Annotated in this window: 16 protein-coding genes; 12 read left to right on the top strand and 4 right to left on the bottom strand. The window is 66.5% G+C overall.

Annotated elements, in window-relative coordinates; all coding sequences use genetic code 11:
- The first annotated feature begins 70 nt into the window (after positions 1-70).
- Complete coding sequence (locus tag HWX09_RS03585; RefSeq protein ID WP_027783975.1) at positions 71-628, top strand: hypothetical protein; 558 nt, start codon at positions 71-73, stop codon at positions 626-628.
- Between the two features lie 3 nt (positions 629-631).
- On the opposite strand, the gene HWX09_RS03580 is transcribed toward HWX09_RS03585, so the two are convergent.
- Both HWX09_RS03580 and HWX09_RS33945 read right to left on the bottom strand, forming a co-directional pair.
- Complete coding sequence (locus HWX09_RS03580; RefSeq protein ID WP_027783976.1) at positions 632-928, bottom strand: BrnA antitoxin family protein; 297 nt, start codon at positions 926-928, stop codon at positions 632-634.
- Positions 912-1,523 (bottom strand): BrnT family toxin, encoded by a 612-nt coding sequence (locus HWX09_RS33945; protein WP_329601543.1) that lies wholly within the window; start codon positions 1,521-1,523, stop codon positions 912-914. The genes HWX09_RS03580 and HWX09_RS33945 overlap by 17 nt, the downstream gene beginning before the upstream one ends.
- 82 nt (positions 1,524-1,605) lie before the next feature.
- On the opposite strand from HWX09_RS33945, the gene hisQ reads away from it, so the two are divergent.
- From hisQ to HWX09_RS03520, 11 genes are all read left to right on the top strand, one after another.
- Entirely contained in the window at positions 1,606-2,295 is a 690-nt protein-coding gene (gene hisQ, locus HWX09_RS03570; protein WP_006488734.1) for a histidine ABC transporter permease HisQ, read from the top strand.
- Positions 2,292-3,005 carry an ABC transporter permease gene (locus HWX09_RS03565; RefSeq protein WP_027783978.1) on the top strand — a complete coding sequence of 238 codons (714 nt, stop codon included), beginning with the start codon at positions 2,292-2,294 and terminating at the stop codon, positions 3,003-3,005. The genes hisQ and HWX09_RS03565 overlap by 4 nt, the downstream gene beginning before the upstream one ends.
- 20 nt (positions 3,006-3,025) lie before the next feature.
- The gene (locus HWX09_RS03560) at positions 3,026-3,820 is read left to right on the top strand and encodes an ABC transporter ATP-binding protein (protein ID WP_027783979.1); all 795 of its coding nucleotides are present in this window, start codon (positions 3,026-3,028) and stop codon (positions 3,818-3,820) included.
- Between the two features lie 22 nt (positions 3,821-3,842).
- Positions 3,843-4,883 carry a GlxA family transcriptional regulator gene (locus HWX09_RS03555; RefSeq protein WP_027783980.1) on the top strand — a complete coding sequence of 347 codons (1,041 nt, stop codon included), beginning with the start codon at positions 3,843-3,845 and terminating at the stop codon, positions 4,881-4,883.
- A gap of 1,018 nt (positions 4,884-5,901) precedes the next feature.
- Positions 5,902-7,134, top strand: coding sequence for an aspartate aminotransferase family protein (locus tag HWX09_RS03550; protein WP_027783981.1), 1,233 nt, complete (start codon positions 5,902-5,904; stop codon positions 7,132-7,134).
- A gap of 30 nt (positions 7,135-7,164) precedes the next feature.
- On the top strand, positions 7,165-8,232 hold the full coding sequence (gene aruF / locus HWX09_RS03545; RefSeq protein WP_027783982.1) for an arginine/ornithine succinyltransferase subunit alpha: 1,068 nt from the start codon (positions 7,165-7,167) through the stop codon (positions 8,230-8,232).
- On the top strand, positions 8,229-9,275 hold the full coding sequence (gene astA / locus HWX09_RS03540) for an arginine N-succinyltransferase (RefSeq protein WP_027783983.1): 1,047 nt from the start codon (positions 8,229-8,231) through the stop codon (positions 9,273-9,275). The genes aruF and astA overlap by 4 nt, the downstream gene beginning before the upstream one ends.
- A gap of 7 nt (positions 9,276-9,282) precedes the next feature.
- Positions 9,283-10,746: a succinylglutamate-semialdehyde dehydrogenase gene (gene astD, locus HWX09_RS03535; protein ID WP_027783984.1), complete on the top strand. Its 1,464-nt coding sequence runs from the start codon at positions 9,283-9,285 to the stop codon at positions 10,744-10,746.
- Between the two features lie 14 nt (positions 10,747-10,760).
- The gene (gene astB, locus HWX09_RS03530) at positions 10,761-12,101 is read left to right on the top strand and encodes an N-succinylarginine dihydrolase (protein ID WP_027783985.1); all 1,341 of its coding nucleotides are present in this window, start codon (positions 10,761-10,763) and stop codon (positions 12,099-12,101) included.
- A 7-nt stretch (positions 12,102-12,108) separates the two neighbouring features.
- On the top strand, positions 12,109-13,152 hold the full coding sequence (astE, locus tag HWX09_RS03525) for a succinylglutamate desuccinylase (protein ID WP_027783986.1): 1,044 nt from the start codon (positions 12,109-12,111) through the stop codon (positions 13,150-13,152).
- Positions 13,153-13,506: 354 nt separating this feature from the next.
- Positions 13,507-14,301 (top strand): ABC transporter substrate-binding protein, encoded by a 795-nt coding sequence (locus tag HWX09_RS03520; protein ID WP_027783987.1) that lies wholly within the window; start codon positions 13,507-13,509, stop codon positions 14,299-14,301.
- A gap of 87 nt (positions 14,302-14,388) precedes the next feature.
- On the opposite strand, the gene HWX09_RS03515 is transcribed toward HWX09_RS03520, so the two are convergent.
- Positions 14,389-15,933, bottom strand: a complete 1,545-nt coding sequence (locus HWX09_RS03515) for an HDOD domain-containing protein (protein WP_027783988.1) — start codon at positions 15,931-15,933, stop codon at positions 14,389-14,391.
- A gap of 27 nt (positions 15,934-15,960) precedes the next feature.
- Complete coding sequence (gene cdpA / locus HWX09_RS03510) at positions 15,961-17,703, bottom strand: cyclic di-GMP phosphodiesterase CdpA (protein ID WP_193727275.1); 1,743 nt, start codon at positions 17,701-17,703, stop codon at positions 15,961-15,963.
- Between the last annotated feature and the right edge of the window lie 156 nt (positions 17,704-17,859).

The raw sequence follows: 17,859 nt of genomic DNA, 5'->3' as shown, positions 1-17,859 counted from the left end.
GGCCCGTCTCGCGCTTTTGGCGCCGCGCGGGTATCCTTGCCGCGTGTTTTCTCCACGCGCATTCCTTCCGATGATCTTCCGTTTCCGGCTGCTTTCAGTAACGATGCTGGCCGCCGCGCTGGTGCTGACTGGCTGCGACGACAAGCAAGGCGAGTTCAACGTGCAACGTATCAGGGACTTCTTCAACGCGATCAAGCCCGCGCCGCTGCTGCTGAAGGGGCTGAAGGTCGGCGAATCGACCGAGGCCGATGTGCGCGGCACGATGGGCAAGCCCGAGACCGAGCGCACGTTCACTGACGGCTCGAAGCGTCTCGAATATCCGCGCGGCCCGATGGGCAACCAGACCTGGTTCGTCGACCTCGATGCGAACGGGCGCTACACGGGCGCGACGCAGGTGCTGACCGCCGAGAATTTCGCGAAAGTGCGCCCGGGGATGAACGAGGACGAGGTGCGACGCCTGCTCGGCAAGCCCGGCGACATCGCGCAATATCCGCTGAAGCCCGAGACGGTCTGGAGCTGGCGCTGGCTCGAGGACGGTGTCAACACCGACGCGTTCTTCAACGTCCATTTCGGCCCGGACGGGCTCGTCTATACGACTTCGCGCTCCGACATCCTGAAAGGGCGGTGACGTTCACGCGCGGCGCTTCTTCAGCCAGTCGCGCAGCGCGTCGTTCATGCGCGTCTGCCAGCCGGGGCCGTCCGCCCGAAACGCGGCGAGGATGTCGGCGTCGTAGCGGATGCTGACCTGCTCCTTCGGGTGCTCGAGCTTCGGGCGCCCGAACTTCTTCGCGACGACCTCGACGAACGGCTCCATCGCATCGATTTCTTCGTCGCTGAGTTCATGGGCATCCGGATCGGCGGCGATGCCGCGTGCGATCGCTGCTTCTTCCTCGGGCGTGTTGCGTATGAATTTAACCGCCTTCTTCATATCGAATCATCTCTCGGTTGTTGGCTTTTCGCAGGCTGACGATACGCAGCGCGCGGCCGCGCGGGACGACGATCGCCGTGTGAAGGCGCGTGCCGATCGGCACCAGACAGATCCAGCGCGCCTCGCCGTAATCGCGACGGACGTCCGGCCACACGCGCGCTGCTTCCCACTCGGCGAATTCGGCCATTCGCAGCGATATGCCGTGTTTCAGTCGGTTCGACAGATCCTTGGCATCGTCGAAAATGAACGGAATTTCGACTAATTGTGGATGCGAAAACATGAGGTGGCAAGAGGTTTTTGTAGATGCGAAAATGGGGCGTCGCCGCGGCTGACATCGAATCGGCGTGCATCGCGTGGCGGGCATGAGCGAGCGATTGTGTGGCGTGGGGCCGCACATGCCCATTCGGCTCGATGGCCAGTTCGCGGCTATATCGAAAAAGCGACCGGAAAATTGCAAAAAGCCCGCTTCCCGGCGTGTCATGAGACTGTCAGGGAGCGTTTTTTTTCCTTTTGAAACAGTGGCGTAGGCCGTACACGCAAATGGTGGGACGAATTGCTGCGGCGCAGCAACCGCGCGCACGGTGATTTGAGGCAATCAATTTCGCTTGCGACTATCCGCGTCAGCCCGGCGCGGGACACGCATACGCGTCGGCATTCATTCAATTCTGGAGACGCGCGTGTTCCTTTACGGCTTTGGTCCTGTCCTCTGGGCCGGCACCGTGCAGACCATCGAGCTGTCGGTGCTGTCGCTCGCCACCGCGGTGGCGCTGGGGCTGATCGGCGCGGTGGCGAAGCTGTCGCACAACCGGGTGCTGCGAGCGATCGCGACCGGTTATACGACGCTGATCCGCTCGGTGCCCGATCTCGTGCTGATGCTGCTGCTGTTCTACAGCATCCAGATCTGGCTGAACCAGTTCACCGACCTCGTCGGCTGGAACCAGATCGACATCGATCCATTCGTGGCCGGCGTGCTGACGCTCGGCTTCATCTACGGCGCGTACTTCACCGAAACGTTTCGCGGCGCGTTCCTGTCGGTGCCGCGCGGCCAGCTCGAAGCCGGCGCGGCTTACGGGATGAGCGGCGCGCGCGTGTTCGCGCGAATCATGTTTCCGCAGATGATGCGCTTCGCGCTGCCGGGCATCGGCAACAACTGGCAGGTGCTCGTGAAGGCGACCGCGCTGGTGTCGATCATCGGTCTCGCGGACGTCGTGAAGGCCGCGCAGGACGCCGGCAAGAGCACGTTCAACATGTTCTTCTTCATCCTCGTCGCGGCGCTGATCTATCTCGCGATCACGACCGTCTCCAACCTCGTGCTGATCCAGCTCGAGAAGCGTTATTCCATGGGCGTGCGGCACGCAGAACTATGATCGAGATCCTCCAGGAATTCGGCAAGGCGTTCCTTTTCTGGGACGGCCAGCGCCTGTCCGGCCTCGCGGTGACGCTGTGGCTGCTCGTTGCGTCGATTTCGTTCGGCTTCGTGTGCGCGGTGCCGCTCGCGGTCGCGCGCGTGTCGAAGAAGAAGTGGGTGTCGATGCCCGTGCGGTTCTACACGTACGTGTTCCGCGGCACGCCGCTCTACGTGCAGTTGCTGCTGATGTACACGGGCATGTACAGCCTCGAGTTCGTGCGCTCGCACTCGCTGCTCGACGCGTTTTTCCGCAGCGGGTTCAATTGCGCGATTCTCGCGTTCGCGCTGAATACCTGCGCATACACCACCGAGATCTTCGCCGGTGCGATCAGGGCGATCCCGCACGGCGAGGTCGAGGCGGCGCGCGCGTACGGGATGACGCCGTTCACGATGTACCGCCGCGTGATCCTGCCGTCGGCGCTGCGCCGCGCGCTGCCGCTGTACAGCAACGAGGTGATCCTGATGCTGCACGCGACGACCGTCGCGTTCACGGCGACCGTGCCGGACATCCTGAAGGTCGCGCGCGATGCCAATTCCGCGACCTACATGGCGTTCCAGTCGTTCGGGATCGCCGCGCTGATCTATCTTGCGGTATCTTTCGCACTCGTCGCGGCGTTTCGCCGCGCGGAGCGCCACTGGCTTGCGTATCTCGCGGCCGCCCGTCATTGAATTCACTCGAGGAGAGCCAGTTGGCCGAGATCACTCAAACGAGCGCTGCCACCAAGCTTGCGGCGCTCGACATCCACAAGCGCTATGGCGACAACGAGGTGCTCAAGGGCGTGTCGCTGAACGCGAAGGCCGGTGACGTCATCAGCATCATCGGCGCGAGCGGTTCGGGCAAGAGCACGTTCCTGCGCTGCATCAATTTCCTCGAGCGGCCGAATGCGGGGCAGATCGTCGTCGACGGCGAGGCCGTGCGCACGAAGACCGACCGCGCCGGTGCGCTCGAAGTCGCCGATCACAAGCAGCTGCAGCGCATTCGCACGAAGCTCGCGATGGTGTTCCAGCATTTCAACTTGTGGGCGCACATGAACGTGCTCGAGAACGTGATGGAAGCGCCCGTGCACGTGCTCGGCATTTCGAAGAAGGACGCCGAGGAGCGTGCGCGCGCGTATCTCGAGAAAGTCGGCCTCGCACCGCGCGTCGAGAAGCAGTATCCGTCGCATCTGTCCGGCGGCCAGCAGCAGCGCGTGGCGATTGCGCGCGCGCTCGCGATGCATCCGGACGTGATGCTGTTCGACGAGCCGACCTCCGCGCTCGACCCGGAACTCGTCGGCGAAGTGCTGAAGGTGATGCAGAAGCTGGCCGAGGAAGGCCGCACGATGATCGTCGTCACGCACGAGATGGGATTCGCGCGCAACGTGTCGAACCACGTGATGTTCCTGCATCAGGGGCGGACCGAGGAAGAGGGCGATCCGAAGGAAGTGCTGGTGCGCCCGCAGAGCGAGCGGCTCAAGCAGTTCCTGTCGGGCAGCCTCAAGTAACGCGACGGGGCAGGTTTCAGCCGTGGTACCGGTGTCCCGTCCCGCAGGCGCCACCCGCACGATGCAGGTGGCGATCGTTGCATTGCCGCCCGTGTCGATGTCGGGTGTGGGTCCGATCGTCGATGCGCTGAATCTCGCGAACGAGATCGACGGACGGCTTTTGTACCGCTGGCAGGTGTGTTCGTGGGACGGGCGACCGGTGCCGCTCGCGGGCGGCGCGCAATGGCATGCCGATGCGGCGTTCAACGATGCGATTGCGTGCGACTGGTTGATCGTCGTGTCGGAGCGGTTCCAGCAGTTTGCCGATTACCGGTTGTTTCTCGCGAGTCTCGCTCGGGTCGGGCAGCGCACGCCCGTCGTGACCGGCATTCACCACGGCGTGTGGTGGCTCGCGATGGCGGGGCAGCTTTCCGGGTATCGCGTGAGCGTGAACTGGGAGACGTATCAGCAGTTTGCCGAGCAATTCGAGCGGTCGATCGTCACGCAGCAGATCTTCGAGATCGATCGCGATCGGGCGACCTGTGCCGGTGGGCAGGCGACCGTCGATTTCATGCTGGCCATGATTGGCCGGGAACATGGGGCGGACCTCGCGGAGCGGATTGCCGATGCGTTGGGGGTCGGGGCGCTGCGCAGCGGCGAGGAGCGGCAGCGGATTCCTTTCGTTACGGCGCCGGGCGAGCGGCATCCTCGGTTGAATGACGCGTTGCTGTTGATGGAGGCCAATGTCGAGGATCCGTTGACGACCGATGAGATCGCCGGGTTGGTCGGCGTGTCGCGCCGACAGTTGGAGCGGCTCTTTCGGCAGTATCTCGGGGCGATGCCCTCCAAGTATTACCTCAATCTTCGGTTGCTCAAGGCGAGGACGCAGTTGCAGCGGACCAGTAAGTCCGTCGTTCAAGTGTCGCTCGCCTGTGGGTTTTCTTCTGCTGCGCATTTTTCTAATGCTTATCGGGAGAGGTTCGGCGTCACGCCGCGGGAGGATCGGCGAGCCTGGCTCGAAAAGCAGACCGGCGGGGGCAGTGAACCTCGGGGAGGGGCGCTCGTCGAGCGGGGGAAGGATTGAGGTTGGTTTTGGTTTGGTTTTGGTTTTGGTTTGTTTGGCGGTGTGCTTGCGGTTTTCGTGAAATGCCCGTAATCGTGTCGGTCTATTAGCGTCGCCCCTGCGCGGGGCAGCGGTCACTTTTCTTTGTCTTGCCAAAGAAAAGTAACCAAAAGAAAGGCGCCCGAAAACGCATGACCTCCCGGTGCCATCGCCACCAAAGTGGCCACCATCTAAGTGTCCGCGCCAGTCACGAACCCGGAGTGGTTCGAGCAATGGTTCCGACACCACTCACTACACCACGGAGCGGTATACCGCCCGCTAGCTCCATCCTCGCTACGCTCGGCTGCAAAGTACTTCCGAGCGGGCGGGGCGTTCGCGCCTCTCCACGATCAGTCGACTGCCAGGCACTTTTTCTGCTCTCGACATTTGTGTGGCCGGATCGTTCGACATCGGTGTTCTCGCGATAGCGACGTGTTTGCGGCCCCCAATTTTCTTGCGGGCACAGCAAATTTCCTCCGTGTCGAAAGCATAGAAGGTTCCTTGCAAGAATGGGCGATGCCGGCATGGGTGGGGATGGACCTGTCGGCCGAGCGAAGCGAGGATGGAGCTAGCGGGCGGTATACCGCTCCGTGGTGTAGTGAGTGGTGTCGGAACCATTGCTCGAACCACTCCGGGTTCGTGACTGGCGCGGACACTTAGATGGTGGCCACTTTGGTGGCGATGGCACCGGGAGGTCATGCGTTTTCGGGCGCCTTTCTTTTGGTTACTTTTCTTTGGCAAGACAAAGAAAAGTGACCGCTGCCCCGCGCAGGGGCGACGCTAATAGACCGACACGATCGCGGGTATTTCGCGAAGAACGCAAGCGGACCGCCAAACCAGCAAAAGCCCCAAAATACCGCCAAGCGGCAGCAACTCCCCCCGAGAAGGGCAAAAACCAAAACCTTCCGATAGAACCCGTCGCAATTCCGCAAGACGCTTGCGTCACCCTTACCTAAACTTGATCCTGTTGAACCCTCTTACGAAACCGAAAGGAACGACCATGACGACCTCGACCGTGACCCGCCAGACATTCGACGAAGTGATGGTGCCGGTATTTTCCCCCGCCCCGTTCGTGCCGGATCGCGCAGAGGGCTCCCGCGTGTGGGACACGGCCGGCCGCGAGTACGTGGATTTCGCGTGCGGCATCGCCGTGACGTCGCTCGGCCACGGCCATCCGGAACTGCTGAAGGTGCTGGACGAACAAGGCCGCAAGCTCTGGCACATCGGCAACGGCTACACGAACGAGCCGGTGCTGCGCCTCGCGAAACGCCTCGAATCGCTGACCTTCGCCGATCGCGCATTCTTCGCGAACTCGGGCGCGGAAGCGAACGAAGCCGCGCTGAAGCTCGCGCGCCGCGTCGCATTCGATCGCCACGGCGCCGATAAATTCGAAATCGTGTCGTTCGTGCAGTCGTTCCACGGCCGCACGTTCTTCACGGTCAGCGTCGGCGGCCAGCCGAAATACTCGGAAGGCTTCGGCCCCGTGCCGGAAGGCATCAAGCACCTGCCGTTCAACGACATCGAAGCCGCGAAGGCCGCGATCGGCCCGAAAACCTGTGCCGTGATCGTCGAGCCGGTGCAGGGCGAGGGCGGCGTGATCCCGGCCGATCCGGCGTTCCTGAAGGCGCTGCGCGAAGCGTGCGACGCCAACGACGCACTGCTGATCTTCGATGAAGTGCAAACGGGCGTGGGCCGCACGGGCCAGTTCTACGCCTACATGGACACGGGCGTCACGCCGGACATCCTCACGACCGCGAAAGCGCTCGGCAACGGCTTCCCGATCGGCGCGATGCTGACGACGAACGAGCTGGCCGCGCACTTCAAGGTCGGGGTGCACGGTACGACGTACGGCGGCAACCCGCTCGCGTCGGCGATCGCGGACAAGGTCGTCGAACTGATCGGCGAACCGGCACTCCTCGAAGGCGTGCGCGAACGCAGCGTGCGACTGAAGGGCGCGCTCGAACGCATCAACGCGCGTTTCGGCATCTTCAAGGACATCCGCGGCAAGGGCCTCCTGGTCGGCGCGGAACTCACCGCCGCATTCGACGGCCGCGCAAAGGACTTCGTCAACGCGGCAGCCGAGCAAGGCCTGATCATGCTGATCGCCGGCCCGAACGTGCTGCGCTTCGTCCCGTCGCTGGTGATCCCGTTGGACCTGCTCGACGAAGGCATGAAGCGCTTCGAGAAGGCAGTCGAACAAGTGCTCGCCGCACAGGAAGCCACCGCGCGCTGATCGGCGCCCCCATCGCAGACAGGAACGACGATGCTATTTGTTCGCCCCGGCAAACTCACGGATCTTGATGCGCTCGCGCACATGGCGCGCACCGCGCAGCCGGTCCTGCACTCGCTGCCGCACGACCGCGCGGCGCTCGAAGCGCGTGTGGCGCTCTCCGAGGATTCGTTTCGCGCGGACGTCGATTTCGCCGGCGAGGAGTTCTATCTCTTCGTGCTCGAGGATTCGTCGACCGGCAAGCTGCTCGGCACGGCGAGCATCGTGGCCGCGGCCGGCTACTCGGAGCCGTTCTACGCGTTCCGCAACGACGCACTGATCCACGCGTCGCGCGAGCTGCACGTGAACCGCAAGATCCACGCGCTCACGATGTCGCACGAGCTGACCGGCAAGAGCCGGCTCGCGGGCTTTTACGTCGATCCGTCGCTGCGCGGCGACGCGGCCGCGCATCTGATCTCGCGCGCCCGGATGATGTACATCGCCGCGAACCGCCGCCGATTCACGCCGGAAGTGTTCACGCTGCTGCTCGGCGTGAGCGACGGCACCGGCGGATCGCCGTTCTGGGAAGCGGTGGGCCGCAAGTTCTTCGGCCGCGACTTCACCGACGTCGACATCGCATCGGGGGGCCGCAGCCGCACGTTCATCGCGGAAGTGATGCCGGCCTATCCGCTCTACGTGCCGCTGCTGCCGGAAGCCGCGCAGCGCGTGCTCGGCGAGCCGAACGAAACGGCGTTGCTCGCGTACGACATCCATCTCGAGGAAGGTTTCGAGCCCGACCGCTTCGTCGACATCTTCGACGCCGGCCCGGTGCTGACCGCGCAGGTCGACCGCACCGCGTGCGTGAAGCACGGCTCGGAACGCGTCGTGCGCGAGGCCGCGCATCAGCAGGGCGACGTCGCGTACATGGTGTCGACGGGCAGCGGCGAATCGTTTCGCTGCGTGCTGGCCGACCTGCCGGGCGACACGGCCGACGCACGGGGCGCCCAGGCGCCGCTGGCCGGCGACGTGCGCGCGGCGCTCGATGTGAAGGAAGGCGATGTCGTGCGCTGCGTGCCGCTGCACCGCCGCAGCGATGAAGATTTGACGGGAGAGGCAGCATGATCGTCGTTCGGGTCGTACAAACGGGCGACGTCGACGCGCTCGTGTCGCTCGCGCAGGAAACCGGGCCGGGCCTGACCACGTTCAAGCCCGACCGCGACGCGCTCGCCGCGCGCATCGAACGCTCGCGCCGCACGCTCGAAGGCCGGGCGGCACCCGGTGAAGCCGGCTACTTCTTCGTGATGGAAGAATCGAAGACGGGCGACATCGCGGGCGTGTGCGGGATCGAAACGCAGGTCGGCCTCGAGCAGCCGTTCTACAACTATCGCGTGAGCACGGTCGTGCATGCGAGCCAGGAGCTCGGCGTGTGGACGAAAATGTCCGCGCTGAACATCTCGCACGACCTGACGGGCTACGCGGAAGTGTGCTCGCTGTTCCTGAGCCCGCGCTATCGCACGGGCGGCGTCGGCGGCCTGCTGTCGCGCTCGCGCTTCATGTTCATCGCGCAGTTCCGCGACCGCTTTCCGGAACGCATCTGCGCGGAACTGCGCGGCCACTTCGACGAGGACGGCACGTCGCCGTTCTGGCGCGCGGTCGGTTCGCACTTCTACCAGATCGATTTCAACGCGGCCGATTACCTCAGCTCGCACGGCCGCAAGGCGTTCCTCGCGGAGCTGATGCCGCGCTACCCGGTGTACGTCGACCTGCTGCCGCAGGACGCGCAGGACGCGGTCGGCCTCACGCACCGCGACACGCTGCCGGCCCGCAAGATGCTCGAAGCGGAAGGGCTGCGCTACCAGAACCACGTCGACATCTTCGATGCGGGCCCCGTGCTCGAATGCCACGTCAACGACCTGCGCACGGTGCGCGAGAGCGTCGTCGTGCCGGTCGCGATCGGCGTGCCGGATGCAACCGATGACGCGCAGGGCGGCCATCCGCCGAAGTCGCTCGTGTCGAACACGTCGCTCGGGGATTTCCGCGTCGGCGTCGCGCCGGGCGTGGTCGCGAACGGCGCGTTCGTGTTGTCGGCCGACGATGCCGTCGCGCTCGACGTGAAGGCCGGCGATCCGGTTCGCGTGCTGCCGCTCAAAGTCAAACAGGGATAAACGAATCATGACGGAACTCTTCATCGACGGCGCCTGGGTCGCAGGCTCGGGCCCCGTCTTCGCTTCGCGCAACCCGGGCACCGACGCGATCGCATGGCAGGGCGAAAGTGCGTCGGCGGCGGACGTCGACCGTGCGGTCGCGAGCGCGCGCCGCGCGTTCGCCGGCTGGTCGGCGCTCGACTTCGAAGCCCGCTGCGAGATCGCCAAGCGCTTCGCCGCCTTGCTCACCGAACGCAAGGAAGCGATCGCGACCGCGATCGGCCGCGAGACGGGCAAGCCGCTGTGGGAAGCGCGCACCGAAGTCGCATCGATGGCCGCGAAGGTCGGCATCTCGATCCAGGCATACCAGGAACGCACCGGCGAGAAGCGCCAGGACATGGCCGACGGCGTCGCGGTGCTGCGTCACCGGCCGCACGGCGTCGTCGCGGTGTTCGGCCCGTACAACTTCCCCGGCCACTTGCCGAACGGTCATATCGTGCCGGCGCTGATCGCCGGCAACACGGTCGTGTTCAAGCCGTCGGAGCTCGCACCGGGTGTCGCGCGTGCGACGGTCGAGGTGTGGAAGGAAGCCGGGCTGCCGGCCGGCGTGCTGAACCTCGTGCAGGGCGAGAAGGATACCGGCATCGCGCTCGCGAACCATCGGCAGATCGACGGACTGTTCTTCACCGGCAGCTCGGATACCGGCACGCTGCTGCACAAGCAGTTCGGCGGCCGTCCGGAAATCGTGCTCGCGCTCGAGATGGGCGGCAACAACCCGCTCGTGATCGGCGAAGTCGAGGACATCGACGCGGCCGTGCATCATACGATCCAGTCGGCGTTCCTGTCGGCCGGCCAGCGCTGCACGTGCGCGCGCCGCATCTTCGTGCCGCAGGGCGCGTTCGGCGACCGCTTCCTCGCGCGCTTCGCCGACGTCACGTCGAAGATCACCGCCGACGTGTTCGACGCCGATCCGCAGCCGTTCATGGGCGCGGTGATCTCGGCACGCGCGGCCGCGAAGCTGGTCGACGCGCAGTCGCGCCTGATCGAGCAGGGCGCGAAGCCGATCGTCGCGATGACGCAGCGCGATCCACGCCTCGGCTTCGTGAACGCGGCGATCGTCGACGTGACGGGCGTCGCGAACCTGCCCGACGAGGAACATTTCGGCCCGCTCGCGCAGATCGTCCGCTATGCGACGTTCGACGACGCGATCGAGCGCGCGAACGATACGGCGTTCGGCCTGTCCGCGGGCCTGCTGGCCGACGACGCGAAAGTGTGGGAGCACTTCCGCCGCACGATCCGCGCCGGGATCGTCAACTGGAACCGGCCGACCAACGGTGCGTCGTCCGCCGCGCCGTTCGGCGGCACGGGCCGCTCGGGCAACCATCGCCCGAGCGCGTACTACGCGGCCGACTATTGCGCGTATCCGATGGCGTCGGTGGAAAGCACGCAACTGACTTTGCCCGCGAGCCTGTCGCCGGGCCTGCATTTCTGATCGAGGGAGCGACGATGAACGCACAAGAAGCCAATTTCGACGGGCTCGTCGGCCCGACCCACAACTACGCCGGGTTGTCGTTCGGCAACGTGGCGTCGCTGAACAACGAGAAGTCGGCCGCGAACCCGAAGGCCGCCGCGAAGCAAGGGCTGCGCAAGATGAAGCAGCTCGCGGATCTCGGCTTCGCGCAGGGTGTGCTGCCGCCGCAGGAGCGGCCGTCGCTGCGCCTGCTGCGCGAGCTCGGCTTCTCGGGCAAGGACGCCGACGTGATCGCGAAGGCCGCGAAACAGGCGCCCGAGCTGCTCGCCGCGGCGAGCTCGGCGTCGGCGATGTGGACCGCGAACGCGGCCACCGTCAGCCCGTCGGCGGATACGAGCGACGGCCGCGTGCACTTCACGCCGGCGAACCTGTGCAGCAAGCTGCATCGCGCGATCGAGCACGAAGCGACGCGCCGCACGCTGTCGACGCTGTTTGCGGACCCCGCGCACTTCGCGGTGCATGAAGCGCTGACGGGCACGCCGGCGCTCGGCGACGAAGGCGCAGCGAACCACACGCGCTTCTGCGCCGAATACGGCAAGCCGGGTATCGAGTTCTTCGTGTACGGCCGTGCCGAATACCGCCGCGGCCCCGAGCCGAAGCGCTTCCCGGCCCGTCAGACCTTCGAGGCGAGCCGCGCGGTCGCGCATCGTCACGGGCTCGCCGAGGAAGCGACGGTCTATGCGCAGCAGGATCCGGACGTGATCGATGCGGGCGTGTTCCACAACGACGTGATCTCGGTCGGCAACCGCGAGACGCTGTTCACGCACGAGCGCGCGTTCGTCAACAAGCAGGCGATCTACGACACGTTGACCGCCGCGCTCGACGCGCGCGGCGCACGCCTGAACGTGATCGAGGTGCCGGACGCGGCCGTGAGCGTGAACGACGCGGTGACGTCGTACCTGTTCAACAGCCAGTTGCTGTCGCGCGCGGACGGTTCGCAGGTGCTCGTCGTGCCGCAGGAATGCCGCGAGAACGCGAGGGTCGCCGCCTATCTCGACCAGCTCGCGGCCGGCAACGGCCCGATTCACGACGTGCTCGTGTTCGACCTGCGCGAAAGCATGAAGAACGGGGGCGGCCCCGCGTGCCTGCGCCTGCGCGTCGTGCTGACCGAAGCGGAGCGCGCGGCCGTCACGTCGAACGTGTGGATCAACGATACGCTGTTCGCGTCGCTCGACGCGTGGATCGACAAGCACTATCGCGATCGCCTCGCACCGGAAGACCTCGCCGATCCGGCGCTGCTCGACGAGTCGCGCACGGCGCTCGACGCGCTCACGCAGATCCTGCGCGTCGGTTCGCTGTATGACTTCCAGCGCTGAGGCACGAATGCCGGCCGCCGCGCTGCTCGACGACTTTCTCGCGTTCACGCTGGCCGGTGGTGCACCGGCCGACAAGGACGGTGCCTGCGCAAGCGGCGCGGTGCGCTGGCAATGGCTCGGCGACGGGCTGCTCGCATTCGAACCGGCAGCCGCCGACGCCGCGGCGCGCACGAGCGTGCTCGTGTCGGCCGGCGTGCACGGCGACGAAACCGCGCCGATCGAACTGCTGTCGATGCTGGTGCGCGATCTGGCGTCGGGCGCGCTGCCGCTCGCGTGCCGGCTGCTCGTCGTGCTCGGCAACGTGCCGGCGATGCGCGCGGGCGATCGCTATCTCGACGACGATCTGAACCGGCTGTTCAGCGGTCGTCACGCGCAGGCGCCCGCGAGCCGCGAAGCGCCGCGCGCCGCGCAACTCGAAGCGGCGGCATCCGCATTCTTCGCGGCGGCGCCGGCGGGCAGCGCACGCTGGCACATCGACATGCACACGGCGATTCGCGCATCGGTGTTCGAGCAATTCGCGCTGCTGCCGCACACGGGCACGCCGCCCACGCGCGCCATGGTCGAATGGCTCGGCGACGCACGCATCGCGGCCGTGCTGCTGCATACGGCGAAAGGCAACACGTATTCGCATTTCACGGCCGAGCATTGCGGCGCGCTCGCGTGCACGCTGGAGCTCGGCAAGGTGCGGCCGTTCGGCGAGAACGACCTGAGCCGGTTCGCGCCGGCCGACCGCGCGGTGCGCAAGCTCGTGTCGGGTGCCTCGCGCGATGTCGATGCCGGGGGCGGCCATCCGTCGCTGCCGCGCGTCTTCACGGTGATCGACCAGATCACGAAGCAGAGCGACGCGCTCGAGCTGTTCGTCGCGGCCGACGTCGCGAACTTCACCGCGTTCCCGCGCGGCACCGTGCTCGCGCAGGACGGCGACTACCGCTACACGGTGAAGCACGACGAGGAACGCATCGTGTTCCCGAACCCGACCGTGAAGCCGGGCTTGCGCGCGGGCCTGCTCGTCATCGATACGACGCGCGACACGCTGGCCGCACTCGTCTGATCGATGCGCACGCGTGCGGGCCGCGACGACTCGCGGCCCGCGCGTCGTCCCGCGGTCCATTCATTTTTGCGATGACGCATGCACGCCGCGCAGGCGCTGCGCACGTCGCGCTTGCGTATTTGCGACACGGTCTTGCAAGTTCGACAGGTGGCGTGGCGGCCGCCGGGCACGCAGCGCAGCATCGCGCATCGGCGGCCGCTTCGCCATATCGGGCCGCGCGGATTGGTACAATCGCGGCCTTGCGGCTGTTGCGCCGCATCACGGTGCGGCATCGGAATTGCCGGAGGCATCCGACCCTGCAATGATGCATGCGCCCGTAGTTCCGGAACATTCGAGTATCGAGGAGAACACCTGATGAAGTTGGATTGGCGTAAAGTGGCCGCGCATGCGGTGGTGGCGGCATCGGCCGTGGCGGCAGGCAGCGCGTTTGCCGCGGATCTGAAGGAGATCCGGTTCGGCGTCGAGGCCTCGTACGCACCGTTCGAATACAAGACGCCCGACGGCAAGCTGACCGGCTTCGACATCGACATCGGCAACGCGGTGTGCGCGAAGCTGAAGACGAAGTGCGTGTGGGTCGAGAACGACTTCGACGGCCTGATCCCGGCGCTGCAGGCGCGCAAGTTCGACGCGATCAACTCGGACATGACGATCACCGACCAGCGCAAGCACGCGATCGCGTTCACCGATCCGATCTACACGATTCCGAACCAGCTGATCGCAAAGCAGGGCAGCGGCCTGCTGCCGACCCCGCAATCGCTGAAGGGCAAGCGCGTCGGCGTGCTGCAGGGCACGATCCAGGAAGCGTACGCGAAGAAGAAGTGGGTGCCGGCCGGCGTTGAAGTCGTGCCGTACCAGACGCAGGATCTGGCGTACGCCGACCTGAAGTCGGGCCGTCTCGACGCGACCTTCCAGGATTCGGAAGCCGGCTCGAAGGGCTTCCTGACGAAGCCGCAAGGCCAGGGCTTCGCGTTCGCGGGCGGCACGGTCAGCGATACCGAGATCCTCGGCTCGGGCGTCGGCTTCGGCCTGCGCAAGAACGATGCGGCGCTGAAGACCGCGCTCGATCAGGCGCTGAAGGAACTGAAGGCCGACGGCACGATCGACACCCTCGCGAAGAAGTACTTCAGCGTGCCCGTCACGCTCAAGTAAGCGTTTCGTACGCGCACGATGGTAAAGAACCGGCCGCTGATGCGGCCGGTTTGCTTTCGTGGAGCGGAAACGGCGGCGGGCCAGGCGTCAGCCGGGCGGCGCGGGAAAGAACCGTCCCAGTTCGCGCGCGAGTTCGTTGAGCACGGCCATCTCCTGCTGCGAGATCTTGCGCGCGGGTTGCGCGCCGGCCCAGTCGCCGTACAGCAGCGCGACGCTCGTCGCGCCGACGCGCACGGGCAGCAGCACGAACGCGCGCGCGTCGTCGAACGCGTCGAGATACCACGCGGGCAGGCGCTTCATCATCTTCGGCTCCTGCGCCTGTTCGATGAAGATGCCGACCGAGTTCGAGATCGCGAGATGAAACACGTCCGGCTCGAAGCGTTCGTCGAAGCGCAGCCGGGCGAGCGCCGTGTCGACACCGGGGCCGAAGCCGAGACGCGCGGCGAACGTGCCGTCGTCGTGACGCACGAACATCACGGTGCGCGTGAAGGCGAGGCCGGCCAGGAGGCTTTCCGACGCGAGCGCGAGCACCGGCGTCAGCACGTGCTCGGACGGCAGCGCGCGCAGGTCCGCGAGGCCGGCTTCGAGGCATGCCTCGGGCTCGGCCTGCGCGCGCGCGATCGCATCGGCGTTCGCGCGCAGCTCGACGATCTCGCGCATCATGGTGTCGCTCGCTTCCTCGCGCGCGAGGCGCTCGGCGATCTCGACGAGCGCCGCGGGTTCCATGCCGAGTGTGGGGCTGCAGTGCTGCGCGAGCGCCGCGACGCGCGCGTCGCGCTGCGGGCCCGCGGGCATCGCGAGCGCAGTTGCGACGTCGGTCGAGCAGCGGCTCACCGCGCGCAGCCAGCGGATGCGGTCGGCCGGGCCGCGATCGGTCGGGCCGCGGTCGGCCGGGCCGTCGCCGGCGGTGATCGCCGGGCAGCAGCCGCCACCGTCGTCATCGTCGAACGCGTCGGCACAGGTCGCGTGACCGTCGTCGTCGGCCATCCCCGCGCGGATCTCGTCCGGTAGCCGCCAGCGCGCGGCCGCCTCGAGGCCGATTTCGTCGAAGCCGACGCCGAGCACATCGGCGCAGGCGGCCGATTCGTCGCCGTTCAGCTCGGCGGCGCGGCGGCGGATGCGGTCCCATTCGCTGTCGAGATAGCAGACCACCAGCAGCTTGCCGACCTGGCGCATCAGCGTGCAGACGACGGCTTCCTCGCCCGCGCGCAATTCGGCGCGCTCGGTGAGCTTGCGTGCGACGCAGCCGGACAGCAGCGCGCGGTTCAACTCCAGCTTCGCGTCGATGCGACGCGGCGTGCTCTGATGGAAATGGTCGACGAGCTTGAGCCCGACGACGAGATGGCCGACGGCGTCCATGCCGAGCACCATCAGTGCGCGGGTCACGGTGGTGATGTTGCCGCCGAACGCCATGTACATCGCGGAGTTCGCGAGGCGCAGCACTTTCTGCGTGAGCGCGAAGTCCGACAGCACGACGCGCACGAGCGCGGTGAAGTCGAGGTCGTCGTTCTTCATCGCGGCCATCGTCGCGCGCAGCGATTCCGACAGCAGCGGGAAATCGCCCCGTTCGTTCATCCTCGCCCACAGCTTGTCGAGCAGCGCGGTGCGGGGCAGGTGTTCGGTGATTGACATACGGATCTGTTCGGTTCGCCGCGCGCGTCAGGCGGCGGCGTGCAGGTGCAGTTGCTGCGCCTCGAAGCGCCGCGCGAGCTCCTCGGACGGCAGCGCCTGGCAGACGAGCCAGCCCTGGATGTGATTGCAGCCCATTTCCGTCAGCAGCGCGCGCTGCGCCTCGGTCTCGACGCCTTCGGCGACAAGCTCGAGATCCAGCGTTTGCGCGAGGCCGACCACTGCCGACACGATCGCGCGGTCGTTGCGCGACGTCAGCAGGTTCTCGACGAAACTGCGGTCGATCTTCAGCTTCGCGAGCGGGAAGCGCTGCAGATAGGCGAGGCTCGAATAGCCGGTGCCGAAATCATCTATCGCGAAGCGGATGCCGAGGCCGGTCAGCTCCTCGAGCAGCATTTTCGCGTGCGCGGGATCGTGCATCAGCAGGCTTTCGGTGATTTCGAGCACGATACGGCGCGGGTCGATGCCGGTCAGCGCGATCGCCTCGCGCACGCTCTGCGTGAAGCGCGGGTCGCGGAACTGCTGCGGCGACACGTTGACCGCCACGTATTGCAGCGCGAGCCCCTGGCCGTCCCACGCGACGAGCTGCATGCACGCGGCCTTGAGCACCCAGTTGCCGAGGTAGTTGATCAGGCCGATGGATTCGGCGAGCGGGATGAAGGTGGCCGGCGGCACGAGGCCGTGCACCGGATGGCGCCAGCGGATCAGCGCCTCGACGCCGACCACCGCGCCCGACTGGCTGCGCGTGATCGGCTGGAAATGCAGCGAAAACTCGCCGTTGCGCACGCCGTCGTACAGGTCGGCTTCGAGCTTGAGCCGTTCGGCGTCGGCCGGATCGTCGACGGGCGCATGGAACGCGAGTGCGTTGCCGCCCGATGCCTTCGCCTGCGCGAGCGCGTGGTCGGCGCGGCGCAGCAGCGGGCTGTGATGCTGCGCCCGATGCGGCGCGGCACGTTCGTCGGGATAGAGCGCGATGCCGATGCTCGCGGACAGGTGCACGGTCTGCCCCTGGAACACGTAGGGCTCGCGCACCGCGGCCTGCAGCCGGCGCGCGAGCGCATCGGCGGCGTGGCTCGCCTGCGGGCGGTCCGGTGCGCTCAGCACGACCGCGAACTTGTCGCTCGCGACGCGCGCGAGCTGCTCGTTCGGCGTGACGAGCGCCTTCAGCCGCTGCGCGGTCTCGCGCAGCAGCAGGTCGCCCGCGTCGTAGCCGAGCGCACGGTTGATCCGCTGGTAGTCGTCGAGGTCGAGCAGCAGCAGCGCCGCGCAGGTGCCGTCCTCGTCGGCGGTCTGCTGCGCGCGCATCAGCGCCGGCACGAGCGCGGACAGGTTGTCGAGCCCCGTCATCGGGTCGTGATGCATTTCGTACGTCAGGCGTGCCTCGAGCGCGCGCCACGACGACACGTCGAACGCCGCGATCGCGAAGCCGTCGACGCCGTGGTGGCGGCTCTTGAACGCGCGGACCTCGACGTCCAGCGGGTAGGTGAGCGACTTGACGATGCACATCGTCGCCTTCTCGACCTGGCCGGAACGCGCGGCGCGGGCGAGCAGGCCTTCGAGCGCCGGGGTATCCTGTTCGGCGATCAGGTCGCGCAGCGTCAGCGTATGCAGGTAGTCGCGGTGGTAGCCGATGAAGCGCAGGCTGGCGTCGGACACGTACAGAAAGCGCAGTTCGCGGTCGACATGGGCGAGGAAATCCACCGTGCCGACCGTCTGTTCCAGCCAGTTGCGCACGGAATCGTCGCGGCGCGGCGCGACGGCGCGCGCGGGCATCAGCGCGCCACCCGACCGGGCGAAGCGGCGCAGCGTATGCAAGGCGCTGCGCCAGGAGCCCTTGCGTGACGTCTGTTTCCTGTTGGCTTCCATGTTTCTCGCTGACGTGAAGGGCTGGAACCGGTTGTCCGGAAGGAATAACGGCAGACTGTGCGG

The organism is Burkholderia sp. BCC1208 (genome assembly GCF_902833095.1).
Classification (GTDB): Bacteria; Pseudomonadota; Gammaproteobacteria; order Burkholderiales; family Burkholderiaceae; genus Burkholderia.
Note: the sequence above shows the minus strand (reverse complement) of the source record. Positions and strands in the feature narration are given on the sequence as shown.

What these genes read in the sequence shown, in the direction of transcription:
- HWX09_RS03585 (WP_027783975.1), top strand. Translation starts at nt 71, where the DNA reads ATGATCTTCCGTTTCCGGCTGCTTTCAGTAACGATGCTGGCCGCCGCG.
- HWX09_RS03580 (WP_027783976.1), bottom strand. Translation starts at nt 928, where the DNA reads ATGAAGAAGGCGGTTAAATTCATACGCAACACGCCCGAGGAAGAAGCA.
- HWX09_RS03565 (WP_027783978.1), top strand. Translation starts at nt 2,292, where the DNA reads ATGATCGAGATCCTCCAGGAATTCGGCAAGGCGTTCCTTTTCTGGGAC.
- HWX09_RS03550 (WP_027783981.1), top strand. Translation starts at nt 5,902, where the DNA reads ATGACGACCTCGACCGTGACCCGCCAGACATTCGACGAAGTGATGGTG.
- aruF (WP_027783982.1), top strand. Translation starts at nt 7,165, where the DNA reads ATGCTATTTGTTCGCCCCGGCAAACTCACGGATCTTGATGCGCTCGCG.
- astA (WP_027783983.1), top strand. Translation starts at nt 8,229, where the DNA reads ATGATCGTCGTTCGGGTCGTACAAACGGGCGACGTCGACGCGCTCGTG.
- astD (WP_027783984.1), top strand. Translation starts at nt 9,283, where the DNA reads ATGACGGAACTCTTCATCGACGGCGCCTGGGTCGCAGGCTCGGGCCCC.
- astB (WP_027783985.1), top strand. Translation starts at nt 10,761, where the DNA reads ATGAACGCACAAGAAGCCAATTTCGACGGGCTCGTCGGCCCGACCCAC.
- astE (WP_027783986.1), top strand. Translation starts at nt 12,109, where the DNA reads ATGCCGGCCGCCGCGCTGCTCGACGACTTTCTCGCGTTCACGCTGGCC.
- HWX09_RS03520 (WP_027783987.1), top strand. Translation starts at nt 13,507, where the DNA reads ATGAAGTTGGATTGGCGTAAAGTGGCCGCGCATGCGGTGGTGGCGGCA.
- HWX09_RS03515 (WP_027783988.1), bottom strand. Translation starts at nt 15,933, where the DNA reads ATGTCAATCACCGAACACCTGCCCCGCACCGCGCTGCTCGACAAGCTG.
- cdpA (WP_193727275.1), bottom strand. Translation starts at nt 17,703, where the DNA reads ATGCCCGCGCGCGCCGTCGCGCCGCGCCGCGACGATTCCGTGCGCAAC.